Source organism: Bacillus sp. FSL L8-0193, assembly GCF_037976065.1.
Taxonomy (GTDB): Bacteria; Bacillota; Bacilli; order Bacillales; family Bacillaceae; genus Bacillus; species Bacillus paralicheniformis.
On the sequence record NZ_CP150261.1, the window covers coordinates 4,104,404 to 4,120,108 of the forward strand.

The following is a 15,705-nucleotide window of genomic DNA, read 5'->3' on the forward strand; positions in this document are numbered from 1 at the left end:
TCAAGTTTTCTATTATTGTCTCTTTTTAAAGGGACAATAACAACTTAAAATCAGTTTAATAATAAAAAGGAGCGTGAATGTGATGGCTCATTCCATTCGGCAAAAACAGCTTGTCTGCACAGATGAAAAAAAGATTGATCAATTTTTAACAGAAGCGCAAACCGGTTATCTCGGCATGTCCACAGATGAATATCCATATGTCATCCCTTTGAATTTCGTCTGGAAAAACGGTTACATTTACTTTCACGGTGCATCAGAGGGACGGAAAATGGACATGCTGCAAGAAAATCCTAACGTATGTTTCACAGTCAGCGAACAATATGGAACAATGGTTCATCCCATTCCCGCTAAAACCGATACCGCTTATATGAGTGTCATTCTTTTCGGCACAGCGTCAATCATCACAGACTTAGATGAAGCAACATCCGCGATGCAGGCTCTTCTCGACAAATACGTACCAGGATACTACAGTACTCCGCTTCACAAAACACATGTTGAAAAGTACAGATCGAGTTTAGGCAGCAAAACCGTTGTCCTTAAAATTCATCCCATAAAGATAACAGCTAAAGAAAACATGCTGAATCAAAGTATGAAATTCGAAAACGGGCGGACCGTACAGGAAGACCGTTGATAAAAAAAGACCCGCAGCTTATGCTACCGGGTCTCCTATGGATTGTGCCGCATTTCCATCTATAAATTTCAATCCCGCTGTGTACCGCTTTTTCCGCTTCTTTATCCAGCAGACGAGCGCCAACCGCTGATCCGGATCCTTCTCATTGATAGAAACCAACACATGTTCATTCATCTCAAGCGGGACGCCGGATTCAATCTGACAGCCTGACAAGCTGATGTCCTTAATCATGATCTCGTGGGCGCCTTTCTCTGCATCATCGGGAAACAGCAGTGTTCCCAGACCTTGAAAGGCCTCGCGGACGTGTTTTCTCTTGTATGCATCCGGGCTTTTTTCTGTTTTCATGAAAAAGCGCAGCACTGTTGACAGCGTATCAGCCCGCTTTTCCCGGTCGGCCTTTTTTGCATTTTCTTCATCAAACATAAAACCGATCAGTTTCACATATAGTTCCTTGTCCATCTCTTTGAAGTGCAGCCCGATTTCAATGTCTGCCTCGTCTTTTGTCGTCCACATCACCCGAGCCGGCACTTTTCCGACCGCATCTATGATCAGACCGTCCACATGATAGTACATGTGCAAATCAGCCTGATAAGGCAACCTGATACGCGCGCCCGTGTCGCTCACATCGATCAGTTCGCATTCGTGCTCATCGCCAGAAACGGTGGAAAAAGCCGCCGGCTTGTTGACTGTGAACCGTTCAGAGCTTCGAAATCTCGGCCTGTCAAAGGCAACGAGCAGCGCAAGTATGAGTCCCGTCATATTATAGAGAACCCAAAATAAATGATACGATGTGACGTTCATATCAAAAGTATGCAGAAACCAAAGTTCATAAAGAATTTTCCCGAGAGCAAACAGCGTCATTGCAAGCAGAATCGCACACGGCAGCGCCGTCGTATATTTGAATTTTCGCCGATCTGTGTTGACGCCCTTCGGTGTGACTTTAAAATCAAACCGCTTTTTAAAAATGAATTCCGACAAAGCCGATATCGCCATGTGCGGCGCCATCGATGTATCGTAAATATGACTCCAGCTCATGCTGCGCTGCCGGTCCGAAACGGCTTTAAATGAAAGGTAAGAACCTAAAAACGCAGGCAGCCAAAACGAGGTGATCGACCACAAATCGGTCTTTAAGCTATGTATGCCAAACAGCAAAAACAAGAGCGGCGCCAGGATGTAAACCATCTTAAAAACGCCGAAAAACCAAAAGAGAATACCGTCAAAATAAAGAATGCGCTGCATTGGTGTAAGACCTTTTAAGAAAAGCGGATTCCACTTCTTTCCGCACTGAATGTTTCCCCTGCACCAGCGGTCGCGCTGTTTCAAAAGATCCGTCCACGTTTCCGGCGAGAGACCGACGGCAAGCACTTCCTTGACGAAAACAGATTTAAATTTCGTTTGCAAAAGCATTCCGGTTGCCATATCCTCCGTAATCACGCCTGTCGCAAAACCGCCGATTTCATCCAAAGCGGTTCTTCTGAAAACCGTATTGCTGCCGACGTACATGACGGCATTAAAACGGTCTTTCCCGGCCTGGAGCCTGCGCATAAAAAAGTCCTGCTCATTCGGAATGTTCGCACCGGAAAATAAGTTGTACTGATAAGGATCTTCATTATAGAAGGCCTGCGGCGTTTGAACAAAAGCCACTTTTTCCTTCTTAAAATAGCCGACAGTTTTCTGCAAAAATGAAGGGAGCGGAACCATATCGGCATCCATCGTCACAATCAGTTCCCCGTTCGAGCAGCTCATCGCATGGTTTAAATTCCCCGCTTTTGCATGCTCATTGTTTGGCCTTGTAACGTAATGAACGCCAAGTTCCTCAGCCAGTTTTTGAATATCCGTCCGCCTTCCGTCATCACACAAATAAATATTGACAAGCTCTTTTGGATAGTCGAGGCTCAGACAGCCTGCCACTGACTTTTTCAGCACATGGCGCTCCTCGTTATAAGTTGCAATGAGAATATCAACGCTCGGCCAATGGTCTTGATCGCCCAGCGTTTCCGGCTCCCGCTTCCTTTCCTTCCATACTAGCGTATAAAAGACCAAGAGCTGTAAAAAGCCGATACATTCAGTTGCAATCAGGATCACGCCCATCACGATGTCGGCGGGGCGAGAGACAGGCAGTGTATAGCCGAACCGCCAAACAATATACACGCCGTTCGTCATAAGACACAATATGATTAAAAATTTCTTGAAACGCGGATTCATCCAAGATCCCAAAAAACCGATGAGAATAAGGGCAATCATTGCGACGGGATAGCAGTGTAAGATAAATTCCATTTTCTTCTCCTTATGTGCTGATAAAAAACCCTTCGGGAAGGGTTTCTCTAAAATTTCCCTCCATTTCATTCTTTTGCACTCGAATATATTACCACCTTTAGACCTAAATTTCCTTAAAAATAATAAAAAAACATATCTAATTGTCTTTTAAACGCGAAAAATATAAGACTATAGACTCTATTCCGAAAAATTCATAAGGCTCACGTTGATAACCCTTCACATATATGCCACCTCAAGATTGAATCTTTTGTCGCAGACGTCCTCTGTCTCTTCGGAGACGGGAGCTGAATGTATCAACGGTTCACACAGGAAAAAAGGTCTCTGTTCCTAAATGTTTGATTTATTTTTGACGGATTGACAGCTTTTTTGTGTCGATTTTAATTCCAGTAAAAGGAGATTCGGGAATTACCGCATCAAAAAAAGCCTGCACAAGGCCATTAAACAGTGTCCAGACACGTCTTTAACCAAATGGACCCGCTCTAGATCATCATGTGAAAACAGCTAGGTCTTCCTGCACGGTTGTCTGAATTTTGATTTTTTTAGTATACTTAATTTAGTTAAATAACTCAGAGCAAAGGGATAACAAAAAGGATGGGGGAAAGAAAATGGAAGCAAAACCAAAGGTACAACATATACCGATTCAAACAACGAAAGAATCGGATGAAAATTTTTTTGCAAGAGCAATGAATGTTAAAATCGGCATCATTCCGCTGCCCGTATACTTGCTGCTCTTCGCTTTGATTGTGACGTTTGTCTATATGCACGATCTGAAAAGCGACATTTTAACTGCTATTGCGGTTACGGGCTTTTTCGGATTCACCTTCGCCCAAATCGGAAAGTCGCTGCCGCTTCTTCGTTCTGTCGGCGGTGCCGCTATACTTGCGACATTTATTCCTTCAGCTATCGTCTATTACCATCTCATTCCCGATGACATTATCAAATCAACAACTGAATTTACAGAAAACTCAAACTTTCTTTATTTGTTTATCTCAGCCATTGTAGTGGGAAGCATTTTAGGGATGAAAAGAGAAACGCTGGTCAGGGCGTTCATTAAAATTTTCATTCCGCTGATCGCAGGGACAATTGCCGCAGCGGCAGTCGGTCTGACAGTTGGTACAATGCTCGGCCTCGGATTTCAGCATACGCTGCTGTACATTGTGATTCCGATCATGGCCGGAGGGGTTGGCGAGGGAGCCATTCCGCTGTCCATCGGCTATTCGGAAATCATGCACATGTCACAAGGGGAAGCTTTTGCACTTGTCATTCCTTCCATTATGTTCGGAAGCTTAAGCGCTGTCATTTTGTCTGGGGTTTTAAATGTAATGGGGAAGAAAAAGCCTGAATGGACAGGCAACGGAAAAGTCGACCGTTTCGAAAGTGGGGACGCACTGCCGCTTGAAAGCCGCGACAAAGACAAAGAAAGCGTTTTTAACCTTTCCCACTTTGCATCGGGAGGCATTCTTGCCGTCTCATTATATTTGGTCGGTATGCTTTCACATGACTTGTTCGGATTTCCAGCACCCGTCATGATGCTTCTCTTGGCTGTTGCCGTGAAACTGTTTCGTTTGGCTCCGGCGAATTTGGAAAACGGCGCCTACGGCGTGTCACGCTTCTTTTCAACTGCTGTGACATATCCGCTGCTTTTTGCCATTGGCGTCTCCATGACACCGTGGGACAAGCTGATCGCTGCTTTTAATATTGCCAATATTATTACGATCGTATCTGTCGTGATCACGATGATAGCCGTCGGCTTTTTTACAGGAAAGTGGCTGAACATGTACCCGATCGAAACCGCGATTATCAATGCCTGCCATTCAGGTCAGGGCGGAACGGGGGACATCGCCATTCTCAGCGCCGCCGAGCGCCTCGAGCTCATGCCGTTTGCTCAGGTATCCACAAGAATCGGCGGAGCGATAACCGTTACACTGACATTGCTGCTGTTAGCCCAGTTTTATTGATGAATGAAAAAGCCTGCAGAGCAAACTGCAGGCCTTCTGTTTAGTATCTAGCGTACTTTTTTCGGAACATAGTCGGGAAAGTCTGTCACAATCCCGTCCACGCCAGCCTTTAAAAGCGGAGGCACTTCATCGCGGGAGCGGACGGTCCATGGCGTAATTTTCATGCCGAACGCATGGATTCTCGGCACAAGTGTAGGATCAGCGGCCACATTTTTTAAGTTGGCGTTCACATATTTGGCATAGCCGGAAAATGCCTTGAGCTTTGCATCTGTTAAGTCCGCTGTTTTTGACGTTAAGACACCTGTCGGCATTGATGGGAGCAGCTGATGAATTTTGTATACAGAGTTGAAATCAAACGATTGTACAATGATTTTTCCGTTTTTAGGCTTATCCATTCTCCGCTCTTTCAATGCCGCTGATACTTTTTCTTCGATTCCCGGATAGCGTGCAGGTTCTTTCAATTCGATCAGCATTCCGATCTTTCCTTTATACCGGTCAAGCACTTCTTCAAATGTCGGAATGCGTTCCCCGGCGAACTGCGGCCCGAAGTAGCTGCCAGCATCAAGCTTGCGCAGCTCGGCAAGCGTCAAGTCCTTTACGGCGACCGGCAGCACTGAGCCGATGTCTGTCGTACGGTTTACAGTTGTATCATGAATGACGACAAGCTCCCCGTCCTTGGACATTTGAACATCCAGCTCGATATAATCCGCTTTCATCTGATGCGCCTTTTCAAAGGCAGCCATCGTGTTTTCCGGCGCGTATCCCGAAGCACCTCTGTGCGCAATGACAGCCACTTTTTTAGGCTTCGCCGCCGGCTCTTGCGCTCCCGCGTCCGGTGCAAACAGTGCTGACCCGATAGAAACCCCGATCAATGAAGATAACATCAATTTCTTTAATAAAGCTGACACATCATCCACTCCCCTTTTGCTCTTCTCTTGCCAAAGTATAGGTTCGCACTGTTAAGATTATGTTTCAGCAGTCTTTAATTTTCATAAATTTCCTGATAAACAAAAAAAGACCCCCTCAGCAAGAGATCTTTTTTTGGATATATCAGCGCTCACAGGCAATTTTGTCTTTATCGCGGTCCAGCTTTTTATTGGCGTCATAAAGCGCTTTTGAAACATACGGCTTGTACTTCGTTTTTCCGCCTTTGTTTTTGACCGACTTCGAACGTGCGACGCCGCCTTTATAGTCTTTATTTAAAGCTTTGCAGTTTTTGTACGTTTTTACCTTCGTTTTTGCTTCTGCCACATCGCCGGCACCCCAGGAAAAACCGATGATAAGACCGGCAGACAAAAGACCCGCTGCTATTTTTTTCATCCCGTTTGACCCCTTTCGTCTAATTCTTATGTATCTTTTACCATGATAAAATATTTTTCTTATTCACTCAAGAAAAATATGACATTTTATTGAATAAAAAGTATCTATTGGACAAAGGACTTTCCACACAAAAAACCGGCCGCGTTATGCGCCGGCTTCATCAACATATTGATGTTCACAAGTCTTTTTCAAAACAGCGTGAATCTCATAGGCCAATTCCTTCGGATGGATGCACAGCATGTCTTCCAAAGGACTGTTCCAGTTCCCGTTCTTAATCAATTTCAGCGCATAATGGCCGGCCGGACTGCACTCGGGATACCACTCTATATCGAGGAGGAGGCATTCTTCCTCATGCCGCAGCTTCAAAAGATCCCGTTTGAAATCTGACCGCCAGGCCTTGCTGTCAGGCGCCAATTCATCGGGGTTTGTATCGGTTAATGAGTGATGCACAACCGTCCAACCGGCCGGGATTCTAAGCCTCAGCAAATTGCGGGCGCCGCCAGAGGCGCGAATCCTATCTTCCAACCGTTCGACCAGCTGTTCATACGGCGTATCCGAATCTTCACTGACCAGCGTTTGATCAGCATTTAGCATCCTGATAACGTACTTCAGTTCTCCAGCATATTCAACTTGTACCATTTTACCGGAGGTTTCATTCTCCAAGGTGAAGAGCGTACGGCGGGGATCGCGAATCGGCTTTTGATACAAATGATTTTCTTTCACTGTCCAGCCGGCCGGCACCATTAAAGGATGCAATTTAAAAAAATACTGAGATTTGGTCAACGTTCTCACATCCTCTATCCTTGTTCTGTCCTCTTTCCTATCAATCTATGTGCCGGGCCGGCTTCTTAGAACAACGGCGGACCAGCCTCACAAAAAAACCGCCCGACGCTTCATAAAGCAGTCAGGCGGCTTTTCGTTTTTACTCGCCGGTTTTTTCTTTTCCGTAATGATACGTTGATGGATCAACAGGTTTGAAGTCTGAAATTTCGTGGAACCTTAACAGATCTTTATAGAGTACTTGGTCGGACAGATCCAGCTGTTCGGACACCTGTGATTTGAGGTTTTCCGTTTCCTGGTTGCCTTTGATCTCTTTTCCTGTCTTTGTATCGTATACGGTCGTATCAATCATCGTGTACTTCGGCGTTACATAGTTTCCATTTCTGAAAGCCACGGTTTCGTCGTGGTCTTTAGAAAAGAGGTCTGTACCAAAGTTGATGTATTTTTTGCTGTCAATACCTTGCAGGTGAAGAAGTGTCGGCATGACATCCATTTCGCCGCCATACGTATGATTGACTCCGCCTTTTTTGCCCGGAACGCGGATCATAAGCGGTACGCGCTGATTCATCGCGTTTTGATACGGTGTAATCTCTTTTCCTAATACTTCTTTCATCGCACGGTTGTGGTTCTCTGAGATTCCGTTGTGGTCGCCATAGATGACGATGACGGAATCATCATATAATCCCGATTTTTTCAGCTCTTTAAAGAAATCTTCAAGCGCTTCGTCAAGATAACGCGCCGTCTGGAAATACCCGTCTACCGTTTTGTCTCCCGTCGTTCCCTTTTCAAGGGTGGCATCCTTTTCATCCAAAATGAACGGATAGTGGTTTGTCAGCGAGATTAAATGCGCATAGAACGGCTGTTTCAGCGATTTCAGCTTCGGAATTGATTCTTCAAAGAACGGCTTGTCTTTCAAGCCAAGGTTGACGAGATTCTCCTCTGACATGTCATATGTGCTGGCATCGAAGAATTTGTCATAGCCAATTTGTTTATACACCTGGTCGCGGTTCCAGAATGACTTGTAATCCCCGTGGAGCACGGCGCTTGTGTAGCCTTCTTTTTGGTTCAGAATCGCCGGCAGGGACTGGTACGTATTTTGCCCTTTTGTTACAAACGCGCTGCCTTCAGGCAGTCCGTAAAGGCTGTTGTCCATCATCAATTCGGCATCCGCGGTTTTACCTTGACCGGTCTGATGGAAAAAGTTATCGAAATACATCATGTCATTCTGGCCGTGCGCCAGCTTGTTCAAGAACGGCGTGACTTCTTTTCCGTTCAGCTTATAATCGATCAAAAACGTCTGGAAGCTTTCCAAATGAATCTTGATGATGTTCTTACCTTTTGCTGCGCCGAAATACTCGTCATTCGGTTTTGCATAATGCGAATTTGTATAGTTAATGACGCTCGTCAGGTCGTCGCTGCTCGCATATGCCTTTTGGCTCGCGTTTTGGGCAGCCTGAACACCATCATAGATCATGTAATTGTAAGGCCCCAAATACTTGACGATATAATTTCGGTCAAATGTTCTTGTCAAAAGCTCCGGACGGTCTGTCTCAGCAACTGCAAGGTTGATGAAAAACAGCGCCACTCCGCCGATAACGACAGTTGCAGCCCATCTTTTTTTCAGTTGTGCCGCCTTCAGTTCAGGCAGCTTCACACATAATGCAATCAGAATGATCAAATCGACGAAATAGATAACGTCATGAAATGCCATGATGTCAAAAACGCCATCCGACATGTTGCCGAGGTTTCCGGCTTGTTTTAAGTTTGCAAACGTCAAAAAGTCATCAAAGAAACGGTAAAACAGGATATTTGCATATAAAGCAAACGTCATCACAGCATCAATGATGATGATCCATATCGCCGACCGACGGCCTTTAGCAAACAAAGCCAAACCGAGTGCAGCAATCGTGAAGCTGAATGGGTTGATAAACAGCAGCATGTGCTGCGTAGACCCTTTCACACCCAAATTAAACTCTAAAAAGTAGGAAGCATAGGTTTTAGCCCATACAAAAACAACAGCTAACACAAAAAAGCTTAGCTTATGAGAGAATATTTTTTTCATGATAACCTCTACCTTTTTAAACTTTTTTCAGACCGCTTTCTGTTTCAGTCAATGAAGCGTGAGGAAACGATAATATATCATTCTACTAAAAGTCTCGGCGGTTATTCAAGCACGTCCACGATGAAAATCCCCCAGCTTCCCTCACTCAAACAGTCCACGTCTGCGTAAAAAAATTCCGCATTTAAGACTACGGCCTCTAATTAAGACGAATGAATTTCCCCAAAGGTTTCAGTTATTTTCATTCATCTCGAAAATTGCTCTTTCCCGGACGATTAAATATCTTTATGAAATTCATTTAAATAAGCTTTTCTTTGCGCTTCTGTGAACCGGCCGATCCAGTCCGCACGCGCTTCATCCGTCATATAGGGCAGAATGTATAGCTCGACCGCTTTATAAAATGCCGGTTCAGGAAGAATGTTGTACGTCGGAATCCGCACCATGCCGTTCCCGCGCGTCTCTATCAGTATATCCATAAAGAAAATGCCTTTCGGGCTGAAGCGGTGCTGCGCCATTTTAATGCTTTTAATGTCCTTGAACAATACAGATTTCTTCCCTGAGAACAGCCGCCCGCCTTCTCCCTCGATCATGCTGAAGATGATGTTTCCTTTTTTCGTGAAGGCCGGAAATATCATTAGAAAAGTAATCAAACCATAGATGATCCCGAAAAGTCCGACTCCCAGGTAAAGCAATGAATATTTCGATTCGAGTTTTATTGCTTCATAAAAGAGCCACAATCCGACCAATCCGAAACCTGCCGTCCCCGCAAAAGCCCATACTCTAAAGAACATTCGGCTTTTCACATCAATTGGTTTTTTTTCTTCCTGTTCCAAAAATAATAGACCTCCTTTACTTCAGCAAGCGGATTTCTATATTAATGAAATTCATGCCACAATCTACCTTACCACAGAAACCGGTTTCTGCATAAAACTTGCAGTGTGAATGATCACGTATTCGTCCAACCAGCAGACGATCTGTCCCTAATCACGACCCGATGAATACAAAAAGGCTCCCGGCCATCTGCCGGCAGCCTTCCCCTATTTTGAAATATCAACAAATCCCTCGCCGAATACATCCCTGACATCGTGGATGATGACAAATGCTTTTTTATCTGTGCTTCTTATAATTTTCTTGAGCATGGACAGCTCTTGTTTATTAATGACAATGTATAGAATTTCTTTGGAATCGCCCGTATAGTGTCCGCGTCCCGTTAATATCGTGACGCCGCGGTCCATCAAGGTATTGACCTGCGCAGCGATCTCGTTTTTATGCTCAGAAATGATCGTGATCGCTTTTTTCGTGTTGAGCCCTTCGATAATGAAATCCATGACCTTTGTGGCGATGTACAGCATGACAATCGTAAACATCAGCTTTTCAGCACCAATGATAAAGTAGGAACTGAACACGACAACTAAATCGATCATCAGCAAGGCATAGCTGATGTTCCAGTCGAAATATTTATTGGCGATTCTCGCGAGAATCGCAGACCCGGCAGTGGTTCCGCCGACACGGATGATCATGCCGATGCCGACGCCGGCAAATACCCCGGCAAAGATCGTGCTGATGATCACTTCATCAGCCGGCACCGTCCAATCTTCAGTAACATGCAGAAAAAATGAATTGGCCGCCACCGCAATGATGGTATAAATCGTCGTTTTTTTATCCAAAAAGCGATAGCCGATAATCAGAAGAATGCCGTTCAGCACAAAGTTTGTGATGCCCGGAGACCATTCAAAAACGTAGTATAAAATCAGCGTGATCCCCGTGACGCCGCCTTCTCCCAAGTCATTCGGGATGGCGAACAGATTCACGGCTAACGCAAAGAAAAATGCGCCTATAACAATCAGGATCATATCCATTGCTTTCTTTTTCATAAAACTGCATCCCCTTCCTTATTCGTAGTCGATTTCCTGTAAAAAGTAAAAAAGCCCCGGAGAGAAGCTCTTTGATTAAGAGCAAAAACTCCTGGGCTTTTATCCCACCGTGTCATAACGATATCTTCGCTATGTGTTTTCTCTCGGACCAGACCAGCGCGGAACCCACTGCGGAACCCTAGAAAACCACCTTTTCTCTGTTATCAATTTGTCATCTTCAAGCATTATAAGTGAAATTTTGGGGTCTATCAACCCCTTTAACAGCCTGAAAGATTTGTTTTTTTGTAAAATAGCTTCCGTCTGCCGACGATAAAACCGTCCTATAATAATAGATATACGTGTTTTGCCTGGGAGGCGCTTTTATGAACAAACAAAAACGGCAATGGCTCATCAAGCAAACCATTCTCGAACATCCGGTAGAAAATCAGGAACAGCTGGCATCCCTGCTGGAAAAACGGGGCATCGCCGTTTCGCAGTCTACCATTTCCCGCGATATTAAAGAAATGTATCTTGTGAAACAGCCCGGTGAAAACGGAAAGCTTGTCTACACGACAAATGCTTCCTTATCCATCAACCCTTCCAAAATATTAAAAGATAAAATCTCCGACGTTGTCCTGCATGTGCATCGGACGGACAACTTGATCATTATTAAAACAATGCCCGGCAACGCCCATGCCATCGGCGTCCTTCTTGATAAGCTGGGAAGCCCGGAAATGCTGGGCTGTATATGCGGGAACGATACATGCCTTGTGATTTCCCAATCGCCTGAGGCAGCCCAATCATTTTGTGATCACTTATGCTGATCCGGCCATCCGGATCAGCTTTTTTTCCCTCAAAAAAAATTTTTTCAAAAAATCCCCTTTAAAAATATACACGTTTTATACGTTCTATTCTCTGCTCCTGCAAGGACTCATTTTCAATTTATCATAATTATTCATTTTTGTTTTTGCTTCATCAAAAAACATGTGAAATATATCACGTTTTTGTTGTTATCGCTTTCACATCGCGCTTTTCCTTCCTGTTTTAAGCTGTACATGTAACAAAAAGAGCTTAGGAGGCGGGATGATCATGACAACACCGATACACGTTTACTCTGAAATCGGCCCTTTGAAAACCGTCATGCTGAAGCGGCCCGGTCGGGAACTGGAAAACCTCACACCCGAATATCTGGAAAGGCTTCTCTTTGACGATATTCCCTTTTTGCCAGCGGTGCAAAAAGAGCATGACCAATTTGCAGAAACGTTAAAGAAACAGGGAGTTGAAGTTCTTTATTTAGAAAAGCTGACGGCTGAAGCCCTGGATGACGCTTTCATCCGCGAGCGGTTTATCGATGAGCTGTTAACGGAAAGCAAAGCAGATATCAACGGCGCTTACGACAGACTGAAAGAGTTCTTGCTCACCTTTGACGCCGATTCGATGGTCGAACATGTGATGAGCGGCATTCGAAAAAATGAGCTGGAACGCGAAAAGAAATCGCATCTTCATGAGCTGATGGAAGACCATTATCCATTTTATCTCGATCCGATGCCAAACCTTTACTTCACAAGAGATCCGGCGGCCGCCATCGGAAGCGGACTGACCATCAACAAAATGAAAGAGCCTGCTCGCAGGAGAGAGTCGCTGTTTATGCGCTACATTATCAATCACCACCCGCGTTTTAAAGGACATGAGATTCCGGTTTGGCTTGACCGTGATTTCAAATTCAATATCGAAGGCGGAGATGAGCTTGTCTTAAATGAAGATACCGTAGCGATCGGGGTATCAGAACGGACAACGGCTCAGGCGATCGAGCGTCTTGTCCGGAACTTATTTCAGCGGCAGAGCCGGATTCGCCGCGTACTGGCCGTCGAAATACCGAAGAGCAGAGCCTTTATGCATTTAGATACCGTCTTCACGATGGTTGACCGAGATCAATTCACGATCCATCCCGCCATCCAGGGGCCTGAAGGAGACATGCGGATCTTCGTTCTTGAGAGAGGGGAAACGGCAGACGACATTCGTACGACTGAAGAACACAATCTGCCGGAAGTGCTAAAAAGAACGCTCGGCCTTTCAGATGTCAACTTGATCTTCTGCGGCGGCGGAGACGAAATCGCTTCAGCCAGGGAGCAGTGGAATGACGGTTCCAATACACTCGCGATCGCTCCTGGTGTCGTCGTCACCTATGACCGGAATTACATTTCTAACGAATGTTTGAGAGAACAGGGCATTAAAGTTATCGAAATCCCGAGCGGGGAGCTTTCAAGAGGACGCGGCGGCCCGCGCTGCATGAGCATGCCGCTCTATCGCGAAGATGTGAAATAGCCAAACCTAAAGAAAAAGGAGAGAGATCCATGAACCAAACGATTGATTTAAAAGGCAGAAGCTACTTAGCTGAAAAAGATTTTTCCGAAGAAGAAATCCTCTATTTGCTCGATCTCGCCCAAAAATTAAAAGAAAAAAAAGCGCAAGGCATCAAGCATCGCTATTTGGAAGGTAAAAACATCGCTTTGCTGTTTGAAAAGCCTTCTACAAGAACGCGCTGCGCTTTCACGACAGCCTGTATCGACCTCGGTGCGCATCCCGAATATTTGGGAAAAGACGACATTCAGCTCGGCAAAAAAGAATCGATCGAAGACACAGCCAAAGTTCTCGGCCGCATGTTCGACGGAATTGAATTCCGCGGATTTGAACATGAAAAAGTGATTTCCCTGGCAGAGCATTCCGGTGTGCCGGTATGGAACGGGCTGACCGATTTATGGCATCCGACGCAGATGCTTGCGGACTTTATGACAGTGAAAGAACATACGGGACGCGTAAAAGGGATCAAACTCACCTATATCGGCGACGGCCGTAACAACGTCGCAAACAGCCTGCTCATCGGCGGCGCCAAAGTCGGCATGGACGTGAGAATCTGCTCGCCTCAAGAGCTGTTCCCTGATCAAGACATCGTTAAAATGGCGGAAGCGTTCGCCGAAGAATCCGGCGGAAAAATCACCGTCACAAGCGATACAGATGAAGCCGTGTCCGGAGCCGACGTTCTGTATACGGACGTCTGGGTATCCATGGGAGAAGAAGACAAGTTCGCTGAAAGGATCAAACTGCTCAAGCCTTATCAAGTGAATATGGATCTCGTCAAGAAAACAGGAAACGATAACGTCATCTTCCTGCACTGTCTGCCTGCCTTCCACGACCTTCATACAACTTACGGACAAAACGTTTACGATCAGCACGGCCTTAAAGAAATGGAAGTGACGGACGAAGTGTTCCGCAGCAAACACTCTAAAGTGTTCGATGAAGCTGAAAACCGCATGCACACAATTAAAGCTGTCATGGCAGCGACACTCGGCGATCTTGACTGACAGGAAAAGGGGCTCATTCCCTTTTCCATTCTAAACCGAATGAGGTGACAAAAATGGCGGAAGAAAAGAAACTTGGGCTGTTTGCACTTATCGCGCTTGTCATCGGATCGATGATCGGCGGGGGCGCCTTCAACCTTGCAAGCGACATGGCTTCAGGAGCGGGGGCGGGAGCCATTTTAATCGGCTGGATCATCACCGGAGTCGGCATGATTGCCCTGGCCTTCTCTTTCCAAAACTTGACCACGAAAAGGCCTGATTTAGACGGCGGTATTTTCACTTATGCGCGGGAAGGATTCGGCCATTTTATGGGGTTTAACAGCGGCTGGGGGTACTGGTTCGCAGCCCTTCTCGGCAATGTCGCATACGGAACGCTGCTGTTCAGCGCAGTCGGATATTTCATCCCTGCGTTTGGAGACGGACAAAACGTCGCATCGATTATCGGTGCAAGCGTAATCCTCTGGTGCGTGCACTTTTTGATCCTGCGCGGGGTACAGTCCGCTGCCATGATCAACTTAATTACGACCATTTCAAAACTGGTACCGATTTTTGCTTTCATTATCGCCATTATCTTTGTGTTTCATCTTGATTTATTTACGAACGATTTCTGGGGAAAAGGGCTGTCGCTCGGTTCCATCGGGACACAGGTCAAGAGCACGATGCTGGTGACCGTCTGGGTGTTTACCGGAATTGAAGGGGCCGTCTTATTCTCAAGCCGTGCCAAAAAATCAAGCGATGTCGGCAAAGCGACTGTCATCGGCTTGATCAGTGTACTTGTGATTTACGTCATGATTACGATGCTGTCGCTCGGCGTCATGAATCAGCAAAACTTGGCCGGGCTTCCGAATCCTTCAATGGCCGCGATCATGGAGCATATCGTCGGCAAATGGGGAGCTGTGCTCATCAACTTGGGATTAATCATTTCCGTATTGGGCGCCTGGCTGGCCTGGACATTATTCGCGGGCGAACTCCCGCTGATCGCGGCGCGCGAAGGGGTCTTCCCGAAATGGTTCGGCAAAGAAAATAAAAACGGCGCGCCGACAAATGCGCTGACTTTGACAAACGCCATTATCCAGCTGTTTTTGCTGACGTTTCTCATTTCGGATGCGGCCTATCAGTTTGCATTCTCCTTGGCTTCCTCGGCCATCTTGATCCCGTATCTGTTTTCCGGGCTTTATCAGCTTAAATACAGCTGGCTGCACAAAGAACCTAACCGGGGAAAGAACCTCATCATCGGGATCATCGCAAGCATTTACGGCGTCTGGCTCGTATATGCCGCAGGACTTGATTACCTGCTTTTGACCATGATTTTATACGCTCCCGGCATTCTCGTATTCCGGGCTGTCCGCAAAGGAAAAGAAGGCCCCGTCTTCAATAAGGCCGAGCTTTTGATTGCCGCCGCGATTCTTGTATTGGCTGTCATCGCCGTGATCAGGCTGGCTGCGGGAAGCATTTCAATTTAACAAAA

At 45.9% G+C, this 15,705-nt stretch carries 13 protein-coding genes and 1 riboswitch; of the genes, 6 read left to right on the forward strand and 7 right to left on the reverse strand.

Annotation, left to right across the window (positions count from 1 at the left end):
• Positions 1-82 precede the first annotated feature (82 nt).
• Positions 83-631 carry a pyridoxamine 5'-phosphate oxidase family protein gene (locus MHH76_RS20640; RefSeq protein WP_025810577.1) on the forward strand — a complete coding sequence of 183 codons (549 nt, stop codon included), beginning with the start codon at positions 83-85 and terminating at the stop codon, positions 629-631.
• An 18-nt stretch (positions 632-649) separates the two neighbouring features.
• Here MHH76_RS20640 and MHH76_RS20645 read toward each other — a convergent pair whose 3' ends face one another.
• The gene (locus tag MHH76_RS20645; protein WP_043054507.1) at positions 650-2,908 is read right to left on the reverse strand and encodes a glycosyltransferase; all 2,259 of its coding nucleotides are present in this window, start codon (positions 2,906-2,908) and stop codon (positions 650-652) included.
• 605 nt (positions 2,909-3,513) lie between these two features.
• Here MHH76_RS20645 and MHH76_RS20650 point away from each other — a divergent pair.
• Entirely contained in the window at positions 3,514-4,866 is a 1,353-nt protein-coding gene (locus MHH76_RS20650) for a 2-hydroxycarboxylate transporter family protein (RefSeq protein ID WP_025810575.1), read from the forward strand.
• A 47-nt stretch (positions 4,867-4,913) separates the two neighbouring features.
• Here MHH76_RS20650 and MHH76_RS20655 read toward each other — a convergent pair whose 3' ends face one another.
• The 6 genes from MHH76_RS20655 to MHH76_RS20680 form a co-directional block, all read right to left on the reverse strand.
• Positions 4,914-5,774 (reverse strand): glycerophosphodiester phosphodiesterase family protein, encoded by an 861-nt coding sequence (locus tag MHH76_RS20655; RefSeq protein ID WP_023856934.1) that lies wholly within the window; start codon positions 5,772-5,774, stop codon positions 4,914-4,916.
• Between the two features lie 142 nt (positions 5,775-5,916).
• Complete coding sequence (locus tag MHH76_RS20660; protein ID WP_020453458.1) at positions 5,917-6,186, reverse strand: excalibur calcium-binding domain-containing protein; 270 nt, start codon at positions 6,184-6,186, stop codon at positions 5,917-5,919.
• Positions 6,187-6,330: 144 nt separating this feature from the next.
• Entirely contained in the window at positions 6,331-6,978 is a 648-nt protein-coding gene (locus tag MHH76_RS20665; RefSeq protein WP_020453459.1) for a hypothetical protein, read from the reverse strand.
• A 130-nt stretch (positions 6,979-7,108) separates the two neighbouring features.
• Complete coding sequence (locus MHH76_RS20670; protein ID WP_023856932.1) at positions 7,109-9,028, reverse strand: LTA synthase family protein; 1,920 nt, start codon at positions 9,026-9,028, stop codon at positions 7,109-7,111.
• A 272-nt stretch (positions 9,029-9,300) separates the two neighbouring features.
• The gene (locus MHH76_RS20675) at positions 9,301-9,858 is read right to left on the reverse strand and encodes a YfjD family protein (RefSeq protein WP_043054508.1); all 558 of its coding nucleotides are present in this window, start codon (positions 9,856-9,858) and stop codon (positions 9,301-9,303) included.
• Positions 9,859-10,062: 204 nt separating this feature from the next.
• A complete protein-coding gene (locus MHH76_RS20680; protein ID WP_020453462.1) occupies positions 10,063-10,899 on the reverse strand; it encodes a YitT family protein in 837 nt (278 codons plus the stop codon).
• 86 nt (positions 10,900-10,985) lie between these two features.
• Positions 10,986-11,092, reverse strand: a riboswitch (guanidine-I (ykkC/yxkD leader).
• A gap of 169 nt (positions 11,093-11,261) precedes the next feature.
• On the opposite strand from MHH76_RS20680, the gene argR reads away from it, so the two are divergent.
• The 4 genes from argR to arcD all read left to right on the forward strand — a co-directional run bounded on the left by argR (position 11,262) and on the right by arcD (position 15,700).
• Positions 11,262-11,702, forward strand: a complete 441-nt coding sequence (argR, locus tag MHH76_RS20685) for an arginine repressor (RefSeq protein WP_020453463.1) — start codon at positions 11,262-11,264, stop codon at positions 11,700-11,702.
• A 265-nt stretch (positions 11,703-11,967) separates the two neighbouring features.
• Positions 11,968-13,203 carry an arginine deiminase gene (arcA, locus tag MHH76_RS20690; RefSeq protein WP_023856930.1) on the forward strand — a complete coding sequence of 412 codons (1,236 nt, stop codon included), beginning with the start codon at positions 11,968-11,970 and terminating at the stop codon, positions 13,201-13,203.
• Positions 13,204-13,232: 29 nt separating this feature from the next.
• Positions 13,233-14,240 carry an ornithine carbamoyltransferase gene (gene argF, locus MHH76_RS20695; RefSeq protein ID WP_020453465.1) on the forward strand — a complete coding sequence of 336 codons (1,008 nt, stop codon included), beginning with the start codon at positions 13,233-13,235 and terminating at the stop codon, positions 14,238-14,240.
• 53 nt (positions 14,241-14,293) lie between these two features.
• The gene (gene arcD / locus MHH76_RS20700; protein ID WP_020453466.1) at positions 14,294-15,700 is read left to right on the forward strand and encodes an arginine-ornithine antiporter; all 1,407 of its coding nucleotides are present in this window, start codon (positions 14,294-14,296) and stop codon (positions 15,698-15,700) included.
• The last annotated feature ends 5 nt before the right edge of the window (positions 15,701-15,705 follow it).